The organism is Streptomyces cinnamoneus (assembly GCF_002939475.1).
GTDB classification, from domain to species: Bacteria; Actinomycetota; Actinomycetes; order Streptomycetales; family Streptomycetaceae; genus Streptomyces; species Streptomyces cinnamoneus_A.
In genome coordinates this window covers 1,077,347-1,102,978 of sequence record NZ_PKFQ01000001.1, presented here as the reverse complement: position 1 = coordinate 1,102,978, position 25,632 = coordinate 1,077,347, and the positions used below count along the sequence as shown (strand labels likewise).

The window sequence follows — 25,632 nt, the reverse complement described above, 5'->3', positions numbered from 1 at the left end:
CCGCCGCGGTGGATGTCGTACCGCCGTCCCCGTGGGACGGCTCAAAGTCACCGAAGGTGAAACGTCACTGCCAAGAGAAGAGCTGGTCGCCGGCCTTGAGGTCGCCGTCCTCACGGAGGTCGGCGAGGGAGTCGGCGGTGGCCTCGAGCGCGACGATCGGGCAGACCGGCGACTTGCCGGCCTCTTCGACGGCGGCCGGGTTCCAGCGCACGACCTCCTGGCCGCGCGAGACGGTGTCGCCCTTGTTGACGAGCAGCTCGAAGCCCTCACCGTTGAGCTGGACGGTGTCGATGCCGAGGTGCGTCAGTACGCCGTGCCCCTCGGAGTCGACGACGACGAACGCGTGGGGGTGGAGCGAGACGATGACGCCGTCGACGGGGGAGACCGCGGCGTGGGGCTCACGGATCGGGTCGACAGCGGTACCGGGTCCCACCATCGCGCCGGAGAAGACCGGATCGGGCACTGCCGCGAGTCCGATGGCACGTCCGGCGATCGGGGACGTCACGGTGGTCATGGGAAGCCTCCCAGAGGTGGAGATTCATCACGCGCCGTCACTGCCTGTCCTGGACGGCGCACTGCTCGGAAGCCTAAGTCATAGGAACTGACGATTCCGCACGAGCGCGCGAGGGGGCGCCGTGTGCGGTGCGTAATCGATTTGCCTCGTGTGGGACAGGCATGTACTGTCAGATTCCTGCCCACGACCGAGGCCCGCAGAGATCTGCGAGCAAGGCGAGGGCGGCCTCCATCGGACGAGATCCAAACTTCCCGGATCTGCTCATGGATTCCGCATGTCTTCGTGCATGAGGGATAAACGAGCGGTAAGGGAGCGGGAAAACGCCTGATAGAGTGTGGAACAACGAAGGGAAGCGCCCGGAGGAAAGCCCGAGAGGGTAAGTACAAAGGAAGCGTCCGTTCCTTGAGAACTCAACAGCGTGCCAAAAGTCAACGCCAGATATGTTGACACCCCGTCCATCTCGATGGATGAGGTTCCTTTAAAAGTCCTGCCGGGTCCGTATGGATCGGGTAGGCACACACAGCGAGGACGCTGTGAACGACCGGGCTTATTCCGCCTGGTTGTTCCGCTCTCGTGGTGTCGACCCGATTACGGGTAAACATTCACGGAGAGTTTGATCCTGGCTCAGGACGAACGCTGGCGGCGTGCTTAACACATGCAAGTCGAACGATGAAGCCCTTCGGGGTGGATTAGTGGCGAACGGGTGAGTAACACGTGGGCAATCTGCCCTGCACTCTGGGACAAGCCCTGGAAACGGGGTCTAATACCGGATACGACCGCTGACCGCATGGTTGGTGGTGGAAAGCTCCGGCGGTGCAGGATGAGCCCGCGGCCTATCAGCTTGTTGGTGGGGTGATGGCCTACCAAGGCGACGACGGGTAGCCGGCCTGAGAGGGCGACCGGCCACACTGGGACTGAGACACGGCCCAGACTCCTACGGGAGGCAGCAGTGGGGAATATTGCACAATGGGCGAAAGCCTGATGCAGCGACGCCGCGTGAGGGATGACGGCCTTCGGGTTGTAAACCTCTTTCAGCAGGGAAGAAGCGAAAGTGACGGTACCTGCAGAAGAAGCGCCGGCTAACTACGTGCCAGCAGCCGCGGTAATACGTAGGGCGCAAGCGTTGTCCGGAATTATTGGGCGTAAAGAGCTCGTAGGCGGCTTGTTGCGTCGGATGTGAAAGCCCGGGGCTTAACCCCGGGTCTGCATTCGATACGGGCAGGCTAGAGTTCGGTAGGGGAGATCGGAATTCCTGGTGTAGCGGTGAAATGCGCAGATATCAGGAGGAACACCGGTGGCGAAGGCGGATCTCTGGGCCGATACTGACGCTGAGGAGCGAAAGCGTGGGGAGCCAACAGGATTAGATACCCTGGGAGCCCACGCCGTAAACGTTGCGAACTAGGTGTGGGCGACATGCCACGTCGTCCGTGCCGCAGCTAACGCATTAAGTTCCCCGCCTGGGGAGTACGGCCGCAAGGCTAAAACTCAAAGGAATTGACGGGGGCCCGCACAAGCAGCGGAGCATGTGGCTTAATTCGACGCAACGCGAAGAACCTTACCAAGGCTTGACATACACCGGAAACGGCCAGAGATGGTCGCCCCCTTGTGGTCGGTGTACAGGTGGTGCATGGCTGTCGTCAGCTCGTGTCGTGAGATGTTGGGTTAAGTCCCGCAACGAGCGCAACCCTTGTTCTGTGTTGCCAGCATGCCCTTCGGGGTGATGGGGACTCACAGGAGACTGCCGGGGTCAACTCGGAGGAAGGTGGGGACGACGTCAAGTCATCATGCCCCTTATGTCTTGGGCTGCACACGTGCTACAATGGCCGGTACAATGAGCTGCGATACCGCGAGGTGGAGCGAATCTCAAAAAGCCGGTCTCAGTTCGGATTGGGGTCTGCAACTCGACCCCATGAAGTTGGAGTTGCTAGTAATCGCAGATCAGCATTGCTGCGGTGAATACGTTCCCGGGCCTTGTACACACCGCCCGTCACGTCACGAAAGTCGGTAACACCCGAAGCCGGTGGCCCAACCCTTGTGGAGGGAGCCGTCGAAGGTGGGACTGGCGATTGGGACGAAGTCGTAACAAGGTAGCCGTACCGGAAGGTGCGGCTGGATCACCTCCTTTCTAAGGAGCACATAGCCGACTGCAAGCGAATGTCTTGCACGGTTGCTCATGGGTGGAACGTTGACTATTCGGCACAGTTCTTGAGGGTTCACTAGTACTGCTTCGGCGTGGAACGTGAAATTTCTGAGGGGCTGGGTCGGGCACGCTGTTGGGTATCTGAGGGTACGGAACGTAAGTTTCGAACCTTCGCGATGCCGGCCCCAGTGCACTCACTGCTTCGGTGGTGGGGTGATGGGTGGCTGGTCGTTGCTTGAGAACTGCACAGTGGACGCGAGCATCTGTGGCCAAGTTTTTAAGGGCGCACGGTGGATGCCTTGGCACCAGGAACCGATGAAGGACGTGGGAGGCCACGATAGGCCCCGGGGAGCTGTCAACCGAGCTTTGATCCGGGGGTGTCCGAATGGGGAAACCCGGCAGTCGTCATGGGCTGTCACCCGCTGCTGAACACATAGGCAGTGTGGAGGGAACGCGGGGAAGTGAAACATCTCAGTACCCGCAGGAAGAGAAAACAACCGTGATTCCGGGAGTAGTGGCGAGCGAAACCGGATGAGGCCAAACCGTATGTGTGTGATACCCGGCAGGGGTTGCGCATGCGGGGTTGTGGGATCTCTTTTTCATAGTCTGCCGGCTGTGAGACGAGTCAGAAACCGTTGATGTAGGCGAAGGACATGCGAAAGGTCCGGCGTAGAGGGTAAGACCCCCGTAGCTGAAACATTGACGGCTCGTTTAAGAGACACCCAAGTAGCACGGGGCCCGAGAAATCCCGTGTGAATCTGGCGGGACCACCCGCTAAGCCTAAATATTCCCTGGTGACCGATAGCGGATAGTACCGTGAGGGAATGGTGAAAAGTACCGCGGGAGCGGAGTGAAATAGTACCTGAAACCGTGTGCCTACAAGCCGTGGGAGCGTCGCGCATCGAGCTTGCTCGGTGCGTCGTGACTGCGTGCCTTTTGAAGAATGAGCCTGCGAGTTTGCGGTATGTTGCGAGGTTAACCCGTGTGGGGAAGCCGTAGCGAAAGCGAGTCCGAATAGGGCGTTTGAGTAGCGTGCCCAAGACCCGAAGCGGAGTGATCTAGCCATGGGCAGGTTGAAGCGGAGGTAAGACTTCGTGGAGGACCGAACCCACCAGGGTTGAAAACCTGGGGGATGACCTGTGGTTAGGGGTGAAAGGCCAATCAAACTCCGTGATAGCTGGTTCTCCCCGAAATGCATTTAGGTGCAGCGTCGTGTGTTTCTTGCCGGAGGTAGAGCACTGGATAGGCGATGGGCCCTACCGGGTTACTGACCTTAGCCAAACTCCGAATGCCGGTAAGTGAGAGCGCGGCAGTGAGACTGTGGGGGATAAGCTCCATGGTCGAGAGGGAAACAGCCCAGAGCATCGACTAAGGCCCCTAAGCGTACGCTAAGTGGGAAAGGATGTGGAGTCGCAGAGACAACCAGGAGGTTGGCTTAGAAGCAGCCACCCTTGAAAGAGTGCGTAATAGCTCACTGGTCAAGTGATTCCGCGCCGACAATGTAGCGGGGCTCAAGCGTACCGCCGAAGTCGTGTCATTGCAGTATGTACCCCCAACGGGGACTGTGATGGGTAGGGGAGCGTCGTGTGCCGGGTGAAGCAGCCGCGGAAGCGAGTTGTGGACGGTTCACGAGTGAGAATGCAGGCATGAGTAGCGATACACACGTGAGAAACGTGTGCGCCGATTGACTAAGGGTTCCTGGGTCAAGCTGATCTGCCCAGGGTAAGTCGGGACCTAAGGCGAGGCCGACAGGCGTAGTCGATGGACAACCGGTTGATATTCCGGTACCCGCTTTGAAACGCCCAATATCGAATCAGGCGATGCTAAGTCCGTGAAGCCGCCCTGGAGTCTTCGGACAAAGGGGAGTGGTGGAGCCGACGAACCAGACTTGTAGTAGGTAAGCGATGGGGTGACGCAGGAAGGTAGTCCAGCCCGGGCGGTGGTAGTCCCGGGGTAAGGGTGTAGGCCGTGTGATAGGCAAATCCGTCACACATTAAGGCTGAGACCTGATGCCGAGCCGATTGTGGTGAAGTGGATGATCCTATGCTGTCGAGAAAAGCCTCTAGCGAGTTTCATGGCGGCCCGTACCCTAAACCGACTCAGGTGGTCAGGTAGAGAATACCGAGGCGTTCGGGTGAACTATGGTTAAGGAACTCGGCAAAATGCCCCCGTAACTTCGGGAGAAGGGGGGCCATGTCTGGTGAGGGAACTTGCTTCCTGAGCTGGGTGTGGCCGCAGAGACCAGCGAGAAGCGACTGTTTACTAAAAACACAGGTCCGTGCGAAGCCGTAAGGCGATGTATACGGACTGACGCCTGCCCGGTGCTGGAACGTTAAGGGGACCGGTTAGCTCCATTTCGGTGGGGCGAAGCTGAGAACTTAAGCGCCAGTAAACGGCGGTGGTAACTATAACCATCCTAAGGTAGCGAAATTCCTTGTCGGGTAAGTTCCGACCTGCACGAATGGCGTAACGACTTCTCGACTGTCTCAACCATAGGCCCGGTGAAATTGCACTACGAGTAAAGATGCTCGTTTCGCGCAGCAGGACGGAAAGACCCCGGGACCTTTACTATAGCTTGATATTGGTGTTCGGTTCGGCTTGTGTAGGATAGGTGGGAGACTGTGAAGCATGCACGCCAGTGTGTGTGGAGTCGTCGTTGAAATACCACTCTGGTCGTGCTGGATGTCTAACCTCGGTCCGTGACCCGGATCAGGGACAGTGTCTGGTGGGTAGTTTAACTGGGGCGGTTGCCTCCTAAAGGGTAACGGAGGCGCCCAAAGGTTCCCTCAGCCTGGTTGGCAATCAGGTGTTGAGTGTAAGTGCACAAGGGAGCTTGACTGTGAGACCGACGGGTCGAGCAGGGACGAAAGTCGGGACTAGTGATCCGGCGGTGGCTTGTGGAAGCGCCGTCGCTCAACGGATAAAAGGTACCCCGGGGATAACAGGCTGATCTTCCCCAAGAGTCCATATCGACGGGATGGTTTGGCACCTCGATGTCGGCTCGTCGCATCCTGGGGCTGGAGTCGGTCCCAAGGGTTGGGCTGTTCGCCCATTAAAGCGGTACGCGAGCTGGGTTTAGAACGTCGTGAGACAGTTCGGTCCCTATCCGCTGTGCGCGTAGGAGTCTTGAGAAGGGCTGTCCCTAGTACGAGAGGACCGGGACGGACGAACCTCTGGTGTGCCAGTTGTCCTGCCAAGGGCATGGCTGGTTGGCTACGTTCGGGAGGGATAACCGCTGAAAGCATCTAAGCGGGAAGCCTGCTTCGAGATGAGGACTCCCACCCACTTGATGGGGTAAGGCTCCCAGTAGACGACTGGGTTGATAGGCCAGGTGTGGAAGACCGGTAACGGTTGGAGCTGACTGGTACTAATAGGCCGAGGGCTTGTCCTCAGTTGCTCGCGTCCACTGTGTAGGTTCTGAAGTAACGACCTGTGATTTTGCCGGGTTGGTTAACTTCATAGTGTTTCGGTGGTCATAGCGTTAGGGAAACGCCCGGTTACATTCCGAACCCGGAAGCTAAGCCTTTCAGCGCCGATGGTACTGCAGGGGGGACCCTGTGGGAGAGTAGGACGCCGCCGAACAATTATTCAGAAAGCCCTGGTGGGAACCATGTTCCCGCCAGGGCTTTCTTGCGTTTACGGGACATTGCCGGCCGTTGCGGTTCCCGCCAGGCGTCCCCCGGCCCTCCTCCCCTTGGCCCCTCCGCGCGACCGGGCGAGGGCTGCGGGTAAAGTCGTGGGCATCATTGGCACTTTCGGTACTTTCCCACAGGAGGCCCCCGGGTGGAGGTCCAGGAGACGCGCGTCCAGACCGACCGTGTGCTCACCATCCCGAACATCCTCAGCATGGCGCGCCTGGTCGGAGTGCCACTCTTCCTGTGGCTGATTCTCCAGAAGCACGACGGATGGGCCCTGGTCGTACTGGCCCTCAGCGGCATCAGTGACTACCTCGACGGAAAGCTCGCCCGGCGCTGGAACCAGATCAGCAACCTCGGCCGGCTGCTCGACCCGGCCGCCGACCGGCTCTACATCCTCTCCACCCTCTTCGGACTGACGTGGCGTGAGATCCTCCCGCTCTGGATGACCGCCGCCCTGCTCGCCCGCGAGGCGATGTTGCTGGTGATGGTGTGGATCCTGAGGCGCCACGGCTATCCGCCGCCGCAGGTGAACTTCCTGGGCAAGGCCGCGACGTTCAACCTGATGTATGCCTTCCCGTTGCTGCTTCTCAGTGACGGATCAGGCTGGTTGTCCTCACTCGCCGCGATTTTCGGATGGGCGTTCGCCGGATGGGGTACAACCCTGTATTGGTGGGCAGGGATCCTCTATGTGGTGCAGGTCCGCCGACTGGTCAGGGCGGACGCCACGGCCGACTGAGATCGCCGTAGTCCGGGCCTTACCGGACGTGACCGTACGGGCGCGAAGTCGGCATGACCGTCGTCTCTCAAGGAGGACGCTTCCGACATGAAGGCCGTCGTGATGGCCGGTGGCGAAGGGACCCGTCTTCGCCCCATGACCTCGAGCATGCCCAAGCCACTCCTGCCGGTAGCCAACCGGCCGATCATGGAACACGTGCTGCGCCTGCTCAAACGGCACGGGCTCACCGAGACCGTGGTGACCGTTCAGTTCCTCGCCTCACTCGTCAAGAACTACTTCGGTGACGGCGAAGAGCTGGGCATGGAGCTCACCTACGCCAACGAGGAAAAGCCACTCGGCACGGCGGGCAGCGTCAAGAACGCCGAAGAGGCGCTCAAGGACGATGCGTTCCTGGTGATTTCGGGCGACGCCCTCACCGATTTCGACCTCACCGATCTGATCCGGTTCCACAAGGAAAAGGGCGCCCTCGTCACCGTCTGCCTGACCCGTGTGCCCAATCCGCTGGAATTCGGCATCACGATCGTCGACGAGGGTGGAAAGGTCGAGCGTTTCCTGGAGAAGCCGACCTGGGGCCAGGTCTTCTCCGACACCGTGAACACCGGCATCTACGTGATGGAGCCGGAAGTCTTCGACTACGTCCAGCCGGACGTGCCCGTCGACTGGTCGGGAGACGTCTTCCCCCAGTTGATGAAGGAGGGCAAGCCCATCTTCGGCTACGTCGCCGAAGGCTACTGGGAGGACGTCGGCACGCACGAGAGCTACGTCAAGGCCCAGGCGGACGTCCTGGAAGGCAAGGTCGACGTCGACCTCGACGGATTCGAGATCTCACCCGGCGTCTGGGTGGCCGAAGGAGCCGAAGTCCATCCGGACGCGGTCCTGCGCGGACCGCTCTACATCGGTGACTACGCGAAAGTCGAAGCCGGCGCCGAAATCCGCGAACACACCGTCGTGGGATCCAACGTGGTCGTCAAGACCGGCGCCTTCCTCCATAAAGCCGTCGTCCACGACAACGTGTACGTCGGGCAGCAGAGCAACCTGCGCGGCTGTGTCGTCGGGAAGAACACCGACATCATGCGGGCCGCCCGGATCGAGGACGGCGCCGTCATCGGCGACGAGTGCCTCGTCGGCGAGGAATCGATCATCCAGGGAAACGTCCGGGTCTATCCCTTCAAGACCATCGAGGCGGGCGCGTTCGTCAACACCTCGGTCATCTGGGAGTCCCGCAGCCAGGCCCACCTCTTCGGTGCCCGCGGCGTCTCCGGCATCCTGAACGTGGAGATCACCCCGGAGCTCGCGGTGCGGCTCGCCGGTGCGTACGCCACGACCCTGAAGAAGGGCGCGACCGTCACGACGGCGCGTGACCACTCCCGCGGCGCCCGGGCGCTCAAGCGCGCGGTGATCTCCGCGCTCCAGGCCAGCGCCATCGACGTCCGGGACCTGGAGAACGTACCGCTGCCGGTGGCCCGCCAGCAGACGGCCCGGGGCAGCGCCGGCGGCATCATGATCCGTACGACGCCCGGCGTGCCGGACTCGGTGGACATCATGTTCCTCGACGAACGGGGCGCCGACCTGTCCCAGGCGGGACAGCGCAAGCTCGACCGGGTCTACGCCCGCCAGGAGTACCGCCGGGCGTTCCCGGGGGAGATCGGTGACCTGTCCTTCCCCTCCAGCGTCTACGACTCCTACACGGGCTCCCTGCTGCGGTCGGTGGACACGGCCGGGGTCGCCGAGGCCGGCCTGAAGGTCGTCGTCGACGCCTCGAACGGCAGCGCCGGGCTCGTGCTGCCCAGCCTCCTGGGCCGGCTCGGTGTGGACGCGCTGACGATCAATCCCGGCCTGGACGAGGCGCGGCCGACGGAGACCGCCGACGCCCGCCGCTCCGGGCTCGTGCGGCTGGGGGAGATCGTGTCGTCGGCGCGGGCGGCGTTCGGCGTGCGGTTCGACCCCGTGGGCGAGCGCATCTCGCTGGTGGACGAGCGGGGCCGCATCGTGGAGGACGACCGGGCGCTCCTGGTGCTGCTCGACCTCGTCGCCGCCGAGCGGCGCAGCGGCCGGGTGGCCCTGCCGGTGACCACGACGCGGATCGCCGAGCAGGTGGCCGCGTACCACGGGACGCAGGTGAAGTGGACGACCACCTCCCCGGACGACCTCACGCGTGTGTGCCGGCAGGAGTCGACCATCTTCGGCGGCGACGGGCGCGGGGGATTCATCGTCCCGGAGTCCAGCAGCGTCTTCGACGGAACGGCCGCGTTCGTCCGCCTGATCGGGCTGGTGGCCCGTACCCAGCTCACGCTCAGCCAGATAGACGCGCGCATTCCGCGGGCCCACGTCCTGCGCCGCGACCTGGCGACGCCCTGGGCGGTCAAGGGTCTGGTCATGCGGCACGTGGTCGAGGCGGCCGGTGACCGTTCGGTCGACACCACCGACGGAGTGCGGGTGGTGGAGGCCGACGGGCGCTGGGTGATGGTGCTGCCGGACCCGGCGGAGGCCGTGACGCACCTGTGGGCGGAAGGTCCTGACGACGCCTCCGCCCAGGCGTTGCTGGACGAGTGGTCGGCGGTCGTGGACGGCGCCGGGCGCTGACGCGTTCGATGCGGGGCGCGGCGGGCCGTGCCCCGGTCCGGCCACCGGCGTGCCGGATCCGTACCGGATCCGGCACGCCGGTGGGGCCATTGGGTGACGGCGGTCCCGACGTGCGACGATGTGCGGCATGTCGCAGCAGCCCCCCGTTCGGAGCACCTCGTCGCCGCCTCCGCGCCCCGACGCCTCGATGTCGCTGCTGACCAATGTGATGGATCACAGCCTCGACGACGGCTACGCGGAGGCCGCGGCCCGGCGTGCCGAGGGCGACAAGGGCCTGCCCGGGACGCTGCGGGCCAAGTTGGGAGTGGCCGGAGCCCTGCTGCTGGCCGCGGTGGTGGTGACCCTGGGGGCGGCTCAGGCGCGGATATCGGCACCGACGCTGGCCAAGGAGCGGCAGCAGCTGATCGGTCGGATCGAGGCGGAGACCTCGGCCGCGGACACGCTGCAGAAGAACGTCGACACCCTGCGGGACTCGGTCGGCAACAAGCAGCGCGACGCCCTGCGGAAACACGGCGGGGACAAGGCGGAGTTGGTGTCCCTGCTGGCCGGTGCGACGACTGTCCACGGCCCCGGGATCAAACTGGTCGTCGACGATGCGAAACAGGCCAAATCGGGTAGTGGCGGGCCGCGGGAGAACACCGGCTTCTCCGACACCGGGCGGGTACGCGACCGTGACATGCAGCGCATCGTGAACGGACTGTGGCAGTCGGGCGCGGAGGCGATCTCCGTGAACGGTCAGCGTCTGACGGCGCTGTCGGCGATCAGGGCCGCCGGGGACGCCATACTGGTGGACAACAAGCCGTTGGTGCCGCCGTACACGGTGCTGGCGATCGGGGACGGGCAGCGGCTGAGCACCGCGTTCCAGGACAGTGCCGACGGCCAGTACCTGCACGTGCTCCAGCAGAACTACGGGGTCCGCGCCAGCATTTCCGCCCAGGACGAGGTCCGGCTGCCGCCCGCGCCGAGTCTGATCGTACGTACCGCAAAGCCAGGGAAGGGCACATCGTGATCGCCGTATTGGGCCTCATCGTGGGAGTCGTGGTCGGACTGGTCGTCCGCCCCGTGGTGCCGACGGCGGTCGAGCCCTACCTGCCCATCGCCGTGGTGGCGGCGCTGGATGCGGTGTTCGGCGGTCTGCGGGCGATGCTGGACGGGATCTTCGACGACAAGGTGTTCGTCGTCTCCTTCCTGTCCAACGTGGTCGTGGCCGCCCTGATCGTCTTCCTCGGCGACAAGCTCGGGGTCGGCGCGCAGCTGTCCACCGGTGTGGTCGTCGTCCTCGGCATCCGCATCTTCTCCAACGCGGCCGCCATCCGGCGGCACATCTTCCGGGCGTGAGACCGATGAGCACAGACGACACCCCCGAGAACCCCGGTGGCGCCGACGGGCCCGAGGAGCCGGGGAAGAAGCCCGAGGGTCCCAAGCGGCCCGGGCCCGCCGACAAGGGGCCGGCGGAGGGAGCCGACCGCCCCGGCGAGCCGGAGCCCGCACCGGAGTCCCGGCGTGAAGCCCCGGAGCCCGAGCCCGGCCCCGAGCCGCAGGGCGAGCCGTCGCCCGCACCCGGGCCCCGGCCCGAGGGCGCGCCCGGGCCCGTACCGCCCGCCGGGGAGACTCCCGCGCCCGAGCCGTTGACGGGACGTCAACGGCTGAAGAAGGGGCTGTGGCCCCCCAGGCTGACGAGGGCCCAGCTCACCGTGGCCGTGCTGCTGTGCGTGCTCGGCCTCGGCCTCGCCATCCAGGTCCGGTCGACCAGCGACAACAGCGCCCTGCGGGGTGCCCGGCAGGAGGATCTCGTACGGATCCTGGACGAGCTGGACAACCGCACCAAGCGGCTTGAGGACGAGAAGCGGCGGCTGGAGAACCAGCGCACGGAGCTGGAGAGCAGCTCCAACCAGGCCGCGGAGGCCCGTAAGCAGACCGCGCAGAAGGAGGAGCAGCTCGGGGTGCTCGCGGGTACCGTGGCGGCTCAGGGGCCGGGCATCGAACTCACGGTGAGCGACCCCAAGGGGGCGGTCGAGGCGGACAAGCTGCTCGACGCGATCCAGGAACTGCGGGCCGCGGGTGCGGAGGCGATCCAGATCAACGACGTCCGGGTGGTCGCCGACACGTACCTCTCGGGCTCCGCGGGCAAGGTGGAGATCGATGGCAAGAAGGTCTCGCAGCCCTATAAGTTCAAGGTCATCGGCAAGCCCCAGGATCTGGAGCCGGCACTGAACATTCCCGGTGGTGTGGTGCAGACTCTGGAGAAGGGTCAGGCCGGAGTCAGTGTCTCCCGGTCTGAGAAGATCGTTGTCGACGCCTTGCGCCCGGCGAAGCGGCCTGACTACGCTCGGTCGTCATCGCAGTGAGACGGGCGCCGAGGCGGGGTCCGTGGGGAGGGCGGGAGGTTGCGGGGGGTCGGCGCACCAAGTTCGTGGTGCGTGATGGAAACTGTCTGTTGACCTCGGACGTTGTAGTGATGTCCAGGTCGGACGGTGTGTGCAGCAAGGGTTTGTCCTGCCCCACGGGCGGGTCTGTAGCGGTCAAGGGGAATCGCCCGTGAAGTTGTTTGCGAAGTTGTTCGGCAAGAGCGCACGCCAGGACGGCGGCACCGCCCGGCACCGGGCGTCCCGCCCGGTGGACGGCGGCGAGGGGGCCCAGGAGGGCCGCCCCCTCTTCCGGGATCAGGTCGGAGCCCCCGAAGGGGATGTTCCGGGCGGTTCGGGCGCGTCCTCTGTTGACCCTGCCCAGGCGGGGCGCATAGGTTTCGGGGCACCAGCGACCTCGAGTGCGGGTGGAGGGTTTGCCTTGCCGGTCTGTACGAGGTGTGGCCACCGGAACGCCGAGGCCAGCCGGTTCTGCTCCAACTGCGGTGCGCCGCTCCGGCCCGGTGCCGTGGCCGAGCGTGCCTCGGAGACGACGTCGACCATCTCCATCTCCGGTCTCGAGGCGTACGACTCCGAGGCCACCGGCCAGACGCCCATCCCGACGCTGTCCCCCGAGGCCCAGGCGGCCGTGGACGCGCTGCCGCTGGGTTCGGCGCTGCTGGTGGTCCGCAGGGGCCCGAACTCCGGCAGCCGCTTCCTTCTGGACGCGGACGTCACCACGGCCGGCCGTCACCCGCAGAGCGACATCTTCCTCGACGACGTCACGGTCTCGCGCCGGCACGTGGAGTTCCGCCGCGAGCAGGACGGCACGTTCACCGTCACCGACGTCGGCAGCCTCAACGGCACGTACGTCAACCGTGAGCAGATCGAGTCGGTCGCGCTCTCCAACGGCGACGAGGTACAGATCGGCAAGTACCGGCTGGTCTTCTTCGGCAGCCAGCGGGCCATCTGACCCTCCCCCGGACTCCGTCCGGGGGCACCTCCAGGGAAGGGCCATGCTTCGAACACCGTCGGGCGGTGCCGGTGCTCCCGGTGCCGCCGGTGCGGAAGGCCGGCTGGTGAGCATCGGCACGGTGCTCAACCTGCTGCGTGAGGAGTTTCCCGAGGTCACCATCTCCAAGATCCGGTTCCTGGAGGCGGAGGGCCTGGTCGAACCCCAGCGCACACCCTCCGGCTACCGCAAGTTCAGCACGGAGGACGTGGAGCGGCTGGGGTACGTGCTGCGGATGCAGCGCGACCACTACCTCCCGCTCAAGGTCATCCGGGAGCACCTGGACGCCCTGGCCCGGGGCGAGAGGATCCAGCTGCCGGCCCCGGCTCAGCACCGCGACGCGCTGGACCCCTGTGAGGGTCCTGAGGGGCCGGAGGGCGCCCCACCCGACGCTCTGGGCCCCGAGGCCCCCAGGGCCACCCGTATCGGCCGTGCGGAGCTGCTGGCGACGGCGGGGGCCACCGAGGGCGAGCTGGCCGAGTGGGAGTCCTACGGGCTGCTCAGCGCCCACCCGGACGGCGGATTCGACGTCGATTCCGTGACGATCGCCAAGCTGGTCGCCGACCTTGGCCGTTTTGGCCTGGAACCCCGCCATCTGAGGGCCATGAAGGCCGCGGCCGACCGGGACGCCGGCCTGGTCGAACAGGTGATCGCGCCTCTGCGGAGGCACCGCAATCCGCAGACCAGGGCCCACGCCGAGGCCACGGCCCGGGAGCTGGCCACCCTGTCCGTACGGCTGCACGCGGCCCTCGTACGGGCCGCCCTGCACCCCCGCCGGCCGTGACCGGCGGCTGCCCGACTACCCAAACCTGCCGGGCACGTCCTAGGGTTGCTGTGTGAACGAGCTCGATGTCGTGGGTGTCCGGGTGGAAATGCCCTCAAACCAGCCGATCGTGCTCCTGCGGGAAGTGGGAGGCGACCGCTACCTCCCCATCTGGATCGGACCGGGGGAGGCGACGGCGATCGCCTTCGCCCAGCAGGGGATGGCGCCGGCCCGCCCGCTGACCCACGACCTTTTCAAGGACGTGCTGGAGGCGGTCGGACAGCAGCTCGCGGAGGTGCGCATCACGGACCTGCGCGAAGGGGTCTTCTATGCGGAGCTCGTCTTCGCCAGTGGCGTGGAGGTCAGCGCGAGGCCCTCCGACGCCATAGCGCTTGCACTGCGCACCGGCACGCCGATCTACGGCAGTGACGGGGTGCTGGACGACGCGGGCATCGCCATTCCGGACGAGCAGGAGGACGAGGTGGAGAAGTTCCGCGAGTTCCTCGACCAGATCTCGCCCGAGGACTTCGGCAGCAGCAACCAATAAGGCCGGCCGGGCCTCGAACAGCCGGCGGGTCCGGCGGTCGGCGGGAGAAGGGCGGTCGACGACGCCCGACGAGGCGCACATCGGATCGCCACGGCGCATTCGAGTAGCCTTTCCCGCCACGCGGACACGTGAAACCACTCTCAGGGTGATTATCACTCGGCGTGCCGAGTGTGGCGATCGTTGACGCACCCCGAGTGACTGCCTACCGTCGAGAAGGCAGGTCAAGGACGGAGGTCGGCGTGAGAAGCACGGGCGACGGTACGGCGGTCGGCGGTCCGTATCCGCTGCATGGGGGAACGGTCGAACCAGTGCCCCGCTATTCCGCCACTGCGGCGGTGGCGACTCAGCGGGGGCGGGACGCCGGGGATTCCAGCGGTTCCGACGGATCCCGAGGTCCGGACGGCATCGGCTATCGGGGGCCGACGGCATGCGCCGCGGCGGGCATCACCTACCGGCAGCTCGACTACTGGGCGCGTACCGGGCTCGTGGAGCCCAGTGTGCGGCCGGCGTACGGCTCCGGCAGCCAGCGGCTCTACAGCTTCCGGGACGTGGTCGTCCTCAAGATCGTGAAGCGGCTGCTGGACACAGGGGTCTCCCTCCAGAACATCCGCACCGCCGTGCAGCACCTGCGCACGCGCGGCATGGACGATCTGGACCGGATGACGCTGATGAGCGACGGCGCGACGGTGTACGAGTGCACCTCGCCCGACGAGGTCGTCGATCTGCTCCAGGGCGGTCAGGGCGTCTTCGGCATCGCCGTGGGCGTCGTCTGGCGCGACGTGGAGAGCGCGCTGGCGCAGCTGCACGGCGAGCGGGTGGACACCGGCGAGACGCTCATCGGCCACAACCCCGCGGACGAGCTGGCACGCCGCCGCAACCGGGCGGTCTGAGGAACCCGCCCCGCCGCCGCTGGACGCGCGGCGGGGCGCTCCCACCGGCCACGGCGCCGTCCCCCCGGGGCGACGCCGTTGTCAGTGGCATGCGGCAGCATCTGACGTGTGAGAGGTGCGCCGACGATCCTGCATCTGGACATGGACGCTTTCTACGCTTCGGCGGAGCAGGCGGCCAAGCCCAGCCTGCGCGGAAAGCCCGTGGTGGTCGGCGGGATCGGCCCGCGCGGCGTGGTCGCGACCGCGTCGTACGAGGCGCGCGTCTTCGGCGTCCACTCGGCCATGGCCACGGCCCAGGCCCGCCGGCTGTGTCCCAACGCGGCTTACCTCACCCCGCGGTTCAGCCTCTACCGGCAGGTGAGCGACGCCGTCATGGGGCTGCTGGGCGAGCTGTCCCCGCTGGTCGAGCCGCTGAGCCTCGACGAGGCGTTCGTGGACCTCGAAGCCGGGGGCGTGGAGCCGTCGACGGAGGCCGCGCGGGCGGTGGGGGAGCGGCTGCGGCGCGACATCCGCACGGCCACCGGACTCACCGGATCCGTGGGACTGGCCGGATCCAAGATGCTCGCGAAGATCGCCTCCGAGCAGGCCAAGCCCGACGGGCTCGTGGTCATCGAGCCGGGCACCGAGCTGGAGGTCCTCGGCCCGATGCCCGCGCGGGCCATCCCGGGAGTCGGCCCCGCGACCGCTGAAACGTTGCGGCGGGCCGGCATCCTCACCGTCGCCGACACGGCGGAGGCGGGGGAGGACGAGCTGGTCCGACTGCTCGGCAGGGCCCACGGCGCCGGCCTCTACGCCCTGGCCACCGGGCGGGACGACCGTCCCGTCGTCGCCGAGCGCGACGCCAAGTCCGTGTCCGTGGAGGACACCTTCGAGGAGGACCTCACCGACCGGCTGCGGGTGCAGCTGGAACTCGCCCGCCTCGCCGACCGGTGCGTGCGGCGGCTGCGCGAGGCCGGCCGTTCCGGGCGCACGGTCGTCATCAAGGTGCGGCGCTACGACTTCTCGACGCTGACCCGCTCGGAGACGCTGCGCGGCCCGACCGACGACCCCACGGTGGTGCGCGAGGCCGCCGCCCGGCTGCTCGACGGGGTGGACACCACGGCGGGCGTGCGGCTGCTGGGCGTCGGCGTCTCGGGGCTCGCCGACTACACCCAGGAGGACCTGTTCGCCCAGGCCGCGAGCGAGGCGACACAGGCGGCGGAGGCCGCCGGGCCGAAGGAGAGCGAAGAGCCGGCCGAGGGGACCGACACGGCCCCGCGGCCGCGGCGCTGGCTGCCGGGCCTGGACGTGCGGCACGCCGAGCACGGCACGGGGTGGGTCCAGGGCAGCGGCGTCGGCAGGGTCACCGTCCGCTTCGAACAGCCCTGGTCGCCGCCGGGGCGGGTGCGGACCTTCGCCGTCGACGACCCGGCGCTGGAGCCGGGCGAGCCGCTTCCGCTGGTGCGGCCGCCCGCCGGGCCCGGGCGGGAGCGGTCCGGGGAGGCTCAGCCCGGGGAGCCCGGGGAGCCCGGGCCCGCGCCGGAGCCGGCCCCGGGAGCGGACCCCGTGCCCTCGCCGGAGGGCTCGCCGTCCCCGGATCCGGTGGACCCCGGCAGACGAAGACCGTAGTGGTGGTAGAGCTGGAGCTCCTGCGCCGGTGAGAGGTGGCGGCCCACCCCGAAGCCCGGCGCCTCCTTGATCAGCGCCCGTTCGTAGGGGACGCGCAGACCCTCGTCCTCGACCCGGCTCGGCTCCAGCGGGACGAAGGCGTCCCGGCCGAAGAAGCCCGTGCGCACGGCCGCCCACTCCGGCTCCCCGGTCGCGTCGTCGAGGTACACCTCGTCCACCGTGCCGATCTTGGCGCCGTCCCGGTCGAAGGCCTTGCGCCCGATCAGGCTCCGGGGATCGATGTCGGTCTGCACGGTTCCTCCTTTGCGTCGCACACGTCGCGCCTGCCCGGCCCGGCACCGGGGACACACCCGCCGCGAAGCCCCGGCGGCACCCCGGGGGCCCTCATGACAACCACGAAAAGGCACAAAGCAGGAACCGGCCACTCGGGAGATCCGCCCGGAAAGCCGCGCTGGTAGGCTGGCGATTGGCCGCAGACCCCGTGCGGGAGAGTCCTCCTCGAAGCCCCCGCAGGGCGGCGTGGAGGCGCCGAAGGAGCAAATCCTCCCCGGAATCTCTCAGGCACCCGGTACCGCACGGACGAGGTCACTCTGGAAAGCAGGACGGGCCCCGGTCAGGCACCACGCCGAGCGCTCCTCCTCACCGACGGTGAAAGCCGGGTCAGACGCATGGCCCGGTGAAGCTCTCAGGTTGAGATGACAGAGGGGGAGGCCGTCCGGGTACCCGCGCCGTGGTACCCCTCGCAGGTCGTAACGACCAGGAGGCCTCCGCAGATGACAGCCCACCGCAGCTCCCTCTCCGACCTGGAGCGTGGCACGCCCTTCGAGGACCGCCACATAGGACCCGATGGCGAAGCCAGGGCCAAGATGCTCGCCCAGGTCGGCTTCGGCTCGCTCGACGACCTCACCGCCGCCGCCGTGCCGGACGTCATCAAGAGCGCCGAGGCGCTCCAGCTGCCCGACGCCCGCACCGAGGCCGAGGTCCTCGCCGAGCTGCGCGCCCTCGCGGACCGCAACCAGGTCCTCACCCCCATGATCGGGCTCGGCTACCACGGCACGTTCACCCCGCCGGTCATCCTGCGCAACGTCATGGAGAACCCCGCCTGGTACACGGCCTACACGCCGTACCAGCCCGAGATCTCCCAGGGCCGCCTCGAGGCGCTCCTCAACTTCCAGACCGTCGTCGCCGACCTGACCGGGCTGCCCACCTCGGGCGCCTCGCTGCTCGACGAGGGCACCGCCGCGGCCGAGGCCATGGCGCTGTCCCGACGCGTCGGCAAGGTCAAGGACGGGGTCTTCCTCGTCGACGCCGACGCCCTGCCGCAGACCGTCGCCGTCATCGAGACGCGCGCCGAGCCCACCGGCGTCGAGGTCGTCGTCGCCGACCTCTCCGCGGGCATCCCCGACGAGGTCGCGGACCGCGGCGTCTTCGGCGTGCTGCTCCAGTACCCCGGCGCCTCCGGGGCCGTGCGCGACCTGCGCCCGGTCATCGAGCGTGCGCACGAGCTGGGGGCGGTCGTCACCGTCGCCGCCGACCTCCTCGCGCTGACGCTGCTCACCCCGCCCGGCGAGCTGGGCGCGGACATCGCGGTCGGCACCACCCAGCGCTTCGGCGTGCCCATGGGCTTCGGCGGCCCCCACGCCGGCTACATGGCCGTGCGCGAGAAGTTCGCCCGCAGCCTGCCCGGCCGTCTGGTCGGCGTCTCCGTCGACGCCGACGGCGACAAGGCCTACCGCCTGGCCCTGCAGACCCGCGAGCAGCACATCCGCCGCGAGAAGGCCACCAGCAACATCTGTACGGCCCAGGTGCTGCTCGCCGTCATGGCCGGCATGTACGCCGTCTACCACGGCCCCGACGGTCTGGCCGGGATCGCGCGCCGCACCCACCGTTACGCCACCCTGCTCGCCGAGGGCCTGCGCGCGGGCGGTGTCGAGATCGTGCACGACGCCTACTTCGACACCGTCACCGCACGCGTGCCCGGCCGGGCCGCCGAGGTCGTCGCGGCCGCCCGCGAGGACGGCGTCAACCTGCGCCTGACCGACGCCGACCACGTCGGCATCTCCTGCGACGAGACCACCACCCGCGCCCACCTGGCGTCGGTCTGGTCGGCGTTCGGCGTCGAGGCCGACGTCGAGGCGCTCGACGCGTCGGCGGCCGATGCGCTGCCCGAGGGCCTGCTGCGCAGCGACGACTACCTCACCCACCCGGTCTTCCACCAGCACCGCTCCGAGACCGCGATGCTGCGGTACCTCCGGCGCCTCGCCGACCGCGACTACGCCCTCGACCGGGGCATGATCCCGCTCGGCTCCTGCACGATGAAGCTGAACGCCACCACCGAGATGGAGCCGGTCACCTGGCCCGAGTTCGGGGCCCTGCACCCGTTCGCGCCGGCCGACCAGGCCGAGGGCTATCTGACGCTCATCACCGAGCTCGCGGAGCGGCTCGCGGAGGTCACCGGCTACGACGAGGTGTCCTTGCAGCCCAACGCCGGTTCGCAGGGCGAGCTGGCCGGCCTGCTGGCCGTCCGTGCCTACCACCGCGCCAACGGCGACGAGCAGCGCACCGTCTGCCTCATCCCCTCGTCGGCCCACGGCACCAACGCGGCCAGCGCGGTCATGGCCGGCATGAAGGTCGTCGTGGTGAAGACGGCCGACGACGGCGAGGTCGACGTCGAGGACCTGCGCGCCAAGATCGAGCAGTACCGCGACGAGCTGTCCGTGCTGATGATCACCTACCCGTCGACGCACGGCGTCTTCGAGGAGCACGTCGCCGACATCTGCGCGGCGGTGCACGAGGCGGGCGGCCAGGTCTACGTGGACGGCGCCAACCTCAACGCGCTGGTCGGCGTGGCCAGGCCCGGCAAGTTCGGCGGCGACGTCTCGCACCTGAACCTGCACAAGACCTTCTGCATCCCGCACGGCGGCGGCGGCCCCGGCGTCGGTCCGGTCGCCGTCCGCGCGCACCTCGCCCCGTACCTGCCCAACCACCCGCTCCAGCCCGGCGCGGGCCCGGCGACGGGCGTGGGCCCGATCTCGGCCGCGCCCTGGGGCTCCGCGGGCATCCTGCCGATCTCCTGGGCGTACGTCCGGCTGATGGGCGGCGAGGGGCTCAAGCGGGCCACCCAGGTCGCGGTGCTCGGCGCCAACTACATCGCCAAGCGCCTGGAGCCGCACTACCCGGTGCTCTACACCGGCCCCAACGGGCTGGTGGCGCACGAGTGCATCGTGGACCTGCGGCCGCTGACCAAGGCGACCGGGGTGAGCGTGGACGACGTCGCCAAGCGGCTCATCGACTACGGGTTCCACGCGCCCACCATGTCGTTCCCCGTCGCCGGCACGCTGATGATCGAGCCGACCGAGAGCGAGGACCTCGCGGAGCTGGATCGTTTCTGCGAGGCCATGATCGCCATTCGCGCCGAGATCGAGAAGGTCGGCTCGGGCGAGTGGGACAAGGACGACAACCCGCTGCGCAACGCCCCGCACACCGCGGCCTCGGTCGCCGGTGCGTGGGAGCACCCCTACACCCGTGAAGAGGCCGTCTTCCCGGCCGGGGTGTCGGCGGCCGACAAGTACTGGCCGCCGGTGCGCCGTGTCGACGGCGCCTTCGGTGACCGCAACCTCGTCTGCTCCTGCCCGCCGCTGGAGGAGTACGAGGGCTGATCCCTCACACGGGACGGGGCCGGTGCGGCGTTCTCGCCGGGCCGGCCCCTCTACGTTCGGTGATGTGTCATGTGCGGGCGCGGTGGGTAGAGGCTGCGCTAGGCAGCCGTCACCACGTGGTCGGTGCCGAGCGCCCGGTGCGGGGCGATGATCTGCCCGTCCGGCAGCAGCTCACCGGTGTCCTCGAAGCAGAGGACGCCGTTGCACAGCAGGCTCCACCCCTGCTCCGGGTAGGTGGCCACCAGATGGGCGGCCTCCCGGTCGGCGGATTCGGCTGACGGGCACATGGGCTGGTGCTGGCACATGGAAGGGATCTTTCGCTCTGATGCGGTCGCTGTCCTGCGGCTCGATGCGGTGGTCATGCCGCCCCCCGTTGTGAGTGTCTTCCGTCCCAGTGTTGCCCCACGGACGTCATTCCGCAGGCATTTCCTGGTGACGCTCCTCACAGGAGGATGACGCGTCACCCGTGCGGGCGGTTGCTTCCAACGAGCCGGTCTCTTCGGGTGGTTGGGCATGGCCTGAGCGGGCTAGCCCGGGGGAGTGAGGGTGGACAGCCGAGCGCCCCGCGGCTCCCGGTCCGGGGAGGGCGGGGCGCTGTGGCGTCCGGCTTCGTCAGGCCGACGCCTTGAGCGGCGGTGCGGGGGCGAGCCGGAGGGTGAGCACGGGCAGCAGGTCGGTGACGCGGTGCGGGCGGTGCGCGGCGATCCCCGGCGGTGCGGGGGCGAGCGGCACCAGCAGGTCGCCGGGGGCGAACAGCTCCGACGAGGCGCCGGCCGTGATGTCCGCGTGCAGCCAGAGGGTGAGCATGTACAGCTCGGGGACGGACAACAGGCGTGGCTGGTAAGGGGTGGTCAGCGCCTCGGCCTGACGCAGGGCCAGCTCCGTGGAGACCAGGTACGGCCCCTCGAAGAAGTGGGAGAACGCCCAGCCGTCCGGGGTCGGCACCGCCTCCCCGGCGGCCACCGCACGCTCGCCTCCCTTGATGAGGAAGCGCCAGCCGGCGAGGCGGGTGCGGGGCGTGCCGCCGCGGGGCGTCACGCGCTCCAGGACGTGGACGGGCAACGGGAGTTCGGGGCTGAGGGGGCCCTGGGCGGACTTCAGCGACGGGGTGCGGGCCTCACGGACGGCGGTGGGGGAACCGAGGGCCGTGCGGACGCAGCGGAGGGCAGGCGCGGGGGCAGGGGGAACATGCAGGGGCATGGCGGGTCGCCTCTCGCTTCGGAGACACGTTGAGCTGGGGCAGTGCGGACGACGCTGTCGCGTGCGGGGTCAGAGGGGGGCCGGACCGACTCCAGGACGCCTACTCTCTGCCTCATTCCGGAGTTTATACGACAGGTGTTCACGCAATGTTTCGGCTAGCTGTCGCGGGTATTTCCGGCAAGGGGAAATCAGGGCCCGTTCCCCGGGTGATTTCGGATATTTTGCGACCTGCTCGCGCGTCCGACCTCGGAGTCTGGTCCGGAACCGGTAGGCCGAATCTCGTCGGTGTTTATCACCAGCGCATTGAGCCGCACCCGGGGGTCACCGCTATGCCGACGGAATGTGCCGGAGTGCTCGGGGTAGAGCCTACCGGGTACGCGGTCGGCGCGAGGCGTTATGGATCGCGTCGCCTGGGCATCATCGACCGTGACCGAGGCGCCGGCGCCACGGGCGGACCGGCATGAGGAGGGGCGCTTGAATGGGTGAGAAGGTCGTGGCCCGGGGGTTCGACCTCGCCGACCGGCAGCGCCACCGGGACAAGCTCCGGCAGTGCCTGGAAGGGCTGGCGAGGCTGCTGGCGGAGAAGCGGTTCGACCGGCCGCGGAACCTCATGGGGCTGGAGATCGAGCTGAATCTGGCGGGCTCCGACGGCATGCCGAGCATGGCGAATGCGGAGGTGCTGAAGCGCATTGCCAGCGGGGATTTCCAGACCGAACTCGGGCAGTTCAACCTGGAAGTGAACATTGTCCCCCACCGCTTGTCGGGAAGGGTTCTCGACCAGCTGGCCGAGGAGTTGCGCACGGGGCTCTCCTACGCCGACCGGAGGGCGATGGAAGTCGATTCGGGAATCATGATGATCGGCATTCTCCCGACCCTCACGCCCGACCACCTCGTCTCCGCGAACCTCTCCGTGGCCGACCGGTACTTCCTGCTCAACGACCAGGTCGTCGCCGCGCGGGGCGAGGAATTCACCATCGACATCGCCGGCGTCGAACGGCTCACCTGCACCGCCCGCTCCATCGCCCCCGAGGCCGCCTGCACCTCCGTCCAGCTGCACCTCCAGGTCACCCCCGGACGGTTCGCCGCGGTCTGGAACGCCGCCCAGGCGATAGCCGCGGCGCAGATAGCGGTGGGGGCCAACTCCCCCTTCCTCTTCGGCCGGGAGCTGTGGCGTGAGTCCCGGCCGCCCCTCTTCGTCCAGTCCACCGACACCCGCCCGCCCGAGCTCCAGGTCCAGGGCGTTCGGCCCCGCACCTGGTTCGGGGAACGCTGGATCGGTTCCGCGTACGAGCTGTTCGAGGAGAACCTCCGCTATTTCCCGCCGCTGCTCCCCATCTCCAGCGAAGAGGATCCACTGCGCGTCCTGGACGAGGGCGGCATACCGCATCTGCATGAGCTGACCCTGCACAACGGCACCGTCTACCGCTGGAACCGCCCCGTCTACGGCATAGCCGACGGCGTGCCGCACCTGCGCGTGGAGAACCGGGTCCTGCCGGCGGGGCCCACCGTCACCGACGTCATCGCCAACACCGCCTTCTACTACGGCCTGGTCAGGGCCCTCGCGGAGGAGCCCCGTCCGGTGTGGAGCCGGTTGCCGTTCGCCGCCGCCGCCGAGAACTTCGACGTCGCCTGCCGCGACGGCATCGAGGCCCGGCTGCACTGGCCCCGTCCGGGTCGCAACGGCAACCCGGTGCGGGTGCCGGCGGTCCGGCTCGTACGGGAGGAGCTGCTGCCGCTCGCCGCCGCCGGGCTCGACGCGTGGGGCGTCGAACCGGCCGATCGCGACCACTACCTCGGCGTCATCGAGGAGCGCTGCCGGCGCGGGGTGAACGGGGCTTCCTGGCAGGCCGCCACCTACCGCCAGGCGAGGGAGCGGGGCCTGGGCCGGCAGGACGCCCTGGCCGCCACGACGCGGCGCTACTGCGAGCTGATGCGCACGGGGCTGCCGGTGCACAGCTGGCCGACGGACCTCATGGAGTGAGACCCGGCGGGCGGCCTCACGGACCGCCGTGGCCGCCGCGGTTTCCCCGTGCCCCGTCCCCGCCGGCACGGGCGCGTGGACGAGCTGTGACAGCATGGCTGATCGCTCGGCCGTCCGACCGCGATGACGAGCGGACGGGAGGCGACAGTGCGGCAGGACGCTCAGGGCATCGGCGGGGGCACCGAGACGGCGGCCGACGGGGGACCGCCGGCCGGCGACGGGCTCTCGCGGCGGACGCTGCGCACCGAGATGCTGCTGGTCCTGGCCCTGTCGCTGGGGGCCAGCGCGGTCTCGTCGCTCATCAGCTTCATCGGTTCCCTCACGCGTCCCGGCGGTCTCAAGCACCAGGCCGCCACGCTCAACGCCTCCCACGCCCCCGGCCGGCCCTGGCTCGACCTCGCCTGGCAGGTCTTCGGCATCGCGACGGCCCTGGTCCCCGTCCTCCTCGTGGCGCACCTGCTGACGCGGGAGGGCGCCGGGATGCGCTCCATCGGCTTCGACCGCACCCGGCCGGGACCGGACGTGGCCCGTGGCGCACTGGTCGCCGCCGCCATCGGGGGCACCGGGCTGCTGTTCTACCTCGCAGCCCGTGCGGCGGGCTTCAACCTGACCGTGGTGCCGGAGAACCTGCCCGACGTGTGGTGGAGGATCCCGGTGCTGATCGGCTCCGCCGTGCAGAACGCGGTGCTGGAGGAGGTCGTGGTCGTCGGCTATCTCCTGCGCCGGCTGGGGCAGCTGGGGTGGACGCCGACGGCCGCGCTGGCGGCGAGCGCGCTGCTGCGCGGCTCGTACCACCTCTACCAGGGCGTCGGCGGTCTGATCGGCAACATGGTGATGGGCGTGGTGTTCGTCCTGCTCTACCGGAGGTGGGGGCGGGTCGGGCCGCTGGTCGCCGCGCACGCGCTGATCGACACCGTGGCCTTCGTCGGCTACGCGCTCCTGGCCGGCAAGGTCGGCTGGCTGCCCACGGCCTGATCCGCCCCGCCCCCGTCAGGCCAGCAGCTCGCCGTCGATGACGGTCACGGCGGAACCGGTCAGCAGCGTGCGGTCACCGAGCAGCGTGGTGCGCACGAGGCCGGTACGGGCCGATGCCTGAAGGCCCGTCAGCTCTTGCTCGCCCAGGCGCGCCGACCAGAAGGGGGCCAGCGCGGTGTGCGCGCTGCCGGTGACGGGGTCCTCGTCGATGCCGACGTTCGGGAAGAAGCAGCGCGAGACGTAGTCGTAGCCGCGTGAGGGGTCCTCGGCCGGGGCGGTGGCGATGACGCCCCGGCGGGAGTGGCGGGCGAGCGCCCGGATGTCGGGTTCGAGGGCCCGCACGGTCTTCTCGTCGGCCAGTTCCACCACCAGGTCGCCGATGTGCTCGCTCGTGTCGTGCGTGCTGAGCGGGGTGGCGCCGAGGGCCGCAGCGACCCCGTCGGGGATGGTCACGGGGGTGAGCGGCGAGGTGGGGAAGTCCATCGTGATCGATCCGTCGTCGTGCGTGGTCGCCGACAGCAGGCCGCAGCGGGCCGCGAAGCGCACGGTGCCCGAGGCCAGGCCCGTGGTGTGCAGGACGTGCGCGGTGGCGAGCGTGGCGTGGCCGCACATGTCGACCTCGGCGGCGGGGGTGAACCAGCGCAGCGCCCAGTCGGCGTCCTGCGAACCGGCGGGCAGGGGATGGGCGAAGGCGGTCTCGGAGAGGTTGACCTCGGCGGCGATCTGCTGGAGGCGGTCGTCCTCGGGGAAGGCCGAGTCGAAGAGCACGACCCCGGCTGGGTTCCCGGCGAAGGGCCGGTCGGTGAAGGCGTCCACGATTCGAATGCGCATGACAGGACCGTAGATCGCCGAAGAGCCCCGGACCACGGCCAATTCTCAGAATGTGGCCCGGACGGGCCGGGGGCGCTGCTCACCGGCTGCACCGCCCACGGCCCGCCGTACCCCTGGCGTCCCGTCCTGTCCGGAAGGGCGCTGCCTGCTCACACTTGACCCGTCTCAGCGAAGATTCCGCGAATCTCAGCGAAGCTGAACGGACGGCCA

17 protein-coding genes, 3 rRNA genes, 1 pseudogene and 1 riboswitch are annotated in these 25,632 nt (G+C 68.1%); of the genes and pseudogenes, 16 read left to right on the top strand and 5 right to left on the bottom strand.

Going from position 1 to position 25,632, the window contains the following annotated elements; all coding sequences use genetic code 11:
- Window positions 1-64: 64 nt before the first annotated feature.
- Window positions 65-514 carry a PTS sugar transporter subunit IIA gene (locus tag CYQ11_RS04300; RefSeq protein WP_099198186.1) on the bottom strand — a complete coding sequence of 150 codons (450 nt, stop codon included), beginning with the start codon at window positions 512-514 and terminating at the stop codon, window positions 65-67.
- A gap of 601 nt (window positions 515-1,115) precedes the next feature.
- On the opposite strand from CYQ11_RS04300, the gene CYQ11_RS04290 reads away from it, so the two are divergent.
- From CYQ11_RS04290 to CYQ11_RS04230, 13 genes are all read left to right on the top strand, one after another.
- Window positions 1,116-2,639: ribosomal RNA gene (locus CYQ11_RS04290) — 16S ribosomal RNA — on the top strand.
- A 282-nt stretch (window positions 2,640-2,921) separates the two neighbouring features.
- A 23S ribosomal RNA gene (locus CYQ11_RS04285) occupies window positions 2,922-6,045 on the top strand.
- A 74-nt stretch (window positions 6,046-6,119) separates the two neighbouring features.
- Window positions 6,120-6,236: ribosomal RNA gene (gene rrf, locus CYQ11_RS04280) — 5S ribosomal RNA — on the top strand.
- The 16S, 23S and 5S rRNA genes sit together here, the layout of an rRNA operon.
- 201 nt (window positions 6,237-6,437) lie before the next feature.
- Window positions 6,438-7,028: a cardiolipin synthase ClsA gene (clsA, locus tag CYQ11_RS04275; protein WP_099198750.1), complete on the top strand. Its 591-nt coding sequence runs from the start codon at window positions 6,438-6,440 to the stop codon at window positions 7,026-7,028.
- A gap of 87 nt (window positions 7,029-7,115) precedes the next feature.
- Window positions 7,116-9,611, top strand: coding sequence for a mannose-1-phosphate guanyltransferase (locus CYQ11_RS04270; RefSeq protein WP_099198751.1), 2,496 nt, complete (start codon window positions 7,116-7,118; stop codon window positions 9,609-9,611).
- A gap of 118 nt (window positions 9,612-9,729) precedes the next feature.
- Entirely contained in the window at window positions 9,730-10,620 is an 891-nt protein-coding gene (locus CYQ11_RS04265) for a DUF881 domain-containing protein (RefSeq protein ID WP_181143575.1), read from the top strand.
- The gene (locus tag CYQ11_RS04260; RefSeq protein ID WP_071964751.1) at window positions 10,617-10,949 is read left to right on the top strand and encodes a small basic family protein; all 333 of its coding nucleotides are present in this window, start codon (window positions 10,617-10,619) and stop codon (window positions 10,947-10,949) included. The genes CYQ11_RS04265 and CYQ11_RS04260 overlap by 4 nt, the downstream gene beginning before the upstream one ends.
- A gap of 5 nt (window positions 10,950-10,954) precedes the next feature.
- Window positions 10,955-11,959, top strand: coding sequence for a DUF881 domain-containing protein (locus CYQ11_RS04255; protein ID WP_240003318.1), 1,005 nt, complete (start codon window positions 10,955-10,957; stop codon window positions 11,957-11,959).
- A gap of 130 nt (window positions 11,960-12,089) precedes the next feature.
- Window positions 12,090-12,929 carry an FHA domain-containing protein gene (locus CYQ11_RS30870; RefSeq protein WP_398781019.1) on the top strand — a complete coding sequence of 280 codons (840 nt, stop codon included), beginning with the start codon at window positions 12,090-12,092 and terminating at the stop codon, window positions 12,927-12,929.
- A 43-nt stretch (window positions 12,930-12,972) separates the two neighbouring features.
- A complete protein-coding gene (gene ftsR / locus CYQ11_RS04245; protein WP_099198754.1) occupies window positions 12,973-13,752 on the top strand; it encodes a transcriptional regulator FtsR in 780 nt (259 codons plus the stop codon).
- 52 nt (window positions 13,753-13,804) lie between these two features.
- Window positions 13,805-14,278 carry a bifunctional nuclease family protein gene (locus CYQ11_RS04240; protein WP_099198755.1) on the top strand — a complete coding sequence of 158 codons (474 nt, stop codon included), beginning with the start codon at window positions 13,805-13,807 and terminating at the stop codon, window positions 14,276-14,278.
- Between the two features lie 239 nt (window positions 14,279-14,517).
- A complete protein-coding gene (locus CYQ11_RS04235) occupies window positions 14,518-15,168 on the top strand; it encodes a MerR family transcriptional regulator (protein ID WP_099198756.1) in 651 nt (216 codons plus the stop codon).
- A gap of 108 nt (window positions 15,169-15,276) precedes the next feature.
- On the top strand, window positions 15,277-16,776 hold the full coding sequence (locus CYQ11_RS04230; protein WP_099198757.1) for a DNA polymerase IV: 1,500 nt from the start codon (window positions 15,277-15,279) through the stop codon (window positions 16,774-16,776).
- Here the strand turns inward: CYQ11_RS04230 and CYQ11_RS30160 are convergent.
- Window positions 16,758-17,069 (bottom strand): annotated as a pseudogene (locus tag CYQ11_RS30160) (PRC-barrel domain-containing protein); the annotation flags it as partial. The gene CYQ11_RS04230 and the pseudogene CYQ11_RS30160 overlap by 19 nt on opposite strands.
- Before the next feature lie 181 nt (window positions 17,070-17,250).
- Window positions 17,251-17,360, top strand: a riboswitch (glycine riboswitch).
- Window positions 17,361-17,549: 189 nt separating this feature from the next.
- Here CYQ11_RS30160 and gcvP point away from each other — a divergent pair.
- Entirely contained in the window at window positions 17,550-20,435 is a 2,886-nt protein-coding gene (gcvP, locus tag CYQ11_RS04220; RefSeq protein WP_099198759.1) for an aminomethyl-transferring glycine dehydrogenase, read from the top strand.
- Between the two features lie 98 nt (window positions 20,436-20,533).
- Here gcvP and CYQ11_RS04215 read toward each other — a convergent pair whose 3' ends face one another.
- The gene (locus CYQ11_RS04215) at window positions 20,534-20,740 is read right to left on the bottom strand and encodes a DUF5999 family protein (protein ID WP_181143574.1); all 207 of its coding nucleotides are present in this window, start codon (window positions 20,738-20,740) and stop codon (window positions 20,534-20,536) included.
- Window positions 20,741-21,047: 307 nt separating this feature from the next.
- Window positions 21,048-21,635 (bottom strand): hypothetical protein, encoded by a 588-nt coding sequence (locus CYQ11_RS04210; protein ID WP_099198761.1) that lies wholly within the window; start codon window positions 21,633-21,635, stop codon window positions 21,048-21,050.
- Window positions 21,636-22,113: 478 nt separating this feature from the next.
- Between CYQ11_RS04210 and CYQ11_RS04205 the strand changes: the two genes are divergently transcribed.
- Complete coding sequence (locus CYQ11_RS04205) at window positions 22,114-23,616, top strand: glutamate-cysteine ligase family protein (protein ID WP_104650959.1); 1,503 nt, start codon at window positions 22,114-22,116, stop codon at window positions 23,614-23,616.
- A gap of 249 nt (window positions 23,617-23,865) precedes the next feature.
- The gene (locus CYQ11_RS04200; RefSeq protein ID WP_099198605.1) at window positions 23,866-24,591 is read left to right on the top strand and encodes a CPBP family intramembrane glutamic endopeptidase; all 726 of its coding nucleotides are present in this window, start codon (window positions 23,866-23,868) and stop codon (window positions 24,589-24,591) included.
- A gap of 15 nt (window positions 24,592-24,606) precedes the next feature.
- Here CYQ11_RS04200 and CYQ11_RS04195 read toward each other — a convergent pair whose 3' ends face one another.
- Complete coding sequence (locus tag CYQ11_RS04195; RefSeq protein ID WP_099198603.1) at window positions 24,607-25,422, bottom strand: PhzF family phenazine biosynthesis protein; 816 nt, start codon at window positions 25,420-25,422, stop codon at window positions 24,607-24,609.
- Window positions 25,423-25,632 lie beyond the last annotated feature (210 nt).

What these genes read in the sequence shown, in the direction of transcription:
- CYQ11_RS04215 (WP_181143574.1), bottom strand. Translation starts at nt 20,740, where the DNA reads ATGTGCCAGCACCAGCCCATGTGCCCGTCAGCCGAATCCGCCGACCGG.
- ftsR (WP_099198754.1), top strand. Translation starts at nt 12,973, where the DNA reads ATGCTTCGAACACCGTCGGGCGGTGCCGGTGCTCCCGGTGCCGCCGGT.
- gcvP (WP_099198759.1), top strand. Translation starts at nt 17,550, where the DNA reads ATGACAGCCCACCGCAGCTCCCTCTCCGACCTGGAGCGTGGCACGCCC.
- CYQ11_RS04200 (WP_099198605.1), top strand. Translation starts at nt 23,866, where the DNA reads ATGCTGCTGGTCCTGGCCCTGTCGCTGGGGGCCAGCGCGGTCTCGTCG.
- CYQ11_RS04255 (WP_240003318.1), top strand. Translation starts at nt 10,955, where the DNA reads ATGAGCACAGACGACACCCCCGAGAACCCCGGTGGCGCCGACGGGCCC.
- CYQ11_RS04265 (WP_181143575.1), top strand. Translation starts at nt 9,730, where the DNA reads ATGTGCGGCATGTCGCAGCAGCCCCCCGTTCGGAGCACCTCGTCGCCG.
- CYQ11_RS04270 (WP_099198751.1), top strand. Translation starts at nt 7,116, where the DNA reads ATGAAGGCCGTCGTGATGGCCGGTGGCGAAGGGACCCGTCTTCGCCCC.
- CYQ11_RS04210 (WP_099198761.1), bottom strand. Translation starts at nt 21,635, where the DNA reads ATGCCCCTGCATGTTCCCCCTGCCCCCGCGCCTGCCCTCCGCTGCGTC.
- CYQ11_RS04195 (WP_099198603.1), bottom strand. Translation starts at nt 25,422, where the DNA reads ATGCGCATTCGAATCGTGGACGCCTTCACCGACCGGCCCTTCGCCGGG.
- CYQ11_RS04205 (WP_104650959.1), top strand. Translation starts at nt 22,114, where the DNA reads ATGGGTGAGAAGGTCGTGGCCCGGGGGTTCGACCTCGCCGACCGGCAG.
- CYQ11_RS04300 (WP_099198186.1), bottom strand. Translation starts at nt 514, where the DNA reads ATGACCACCGTGACGTCCCCGATCGCCGGACGTGCCATCGGACTCGCG.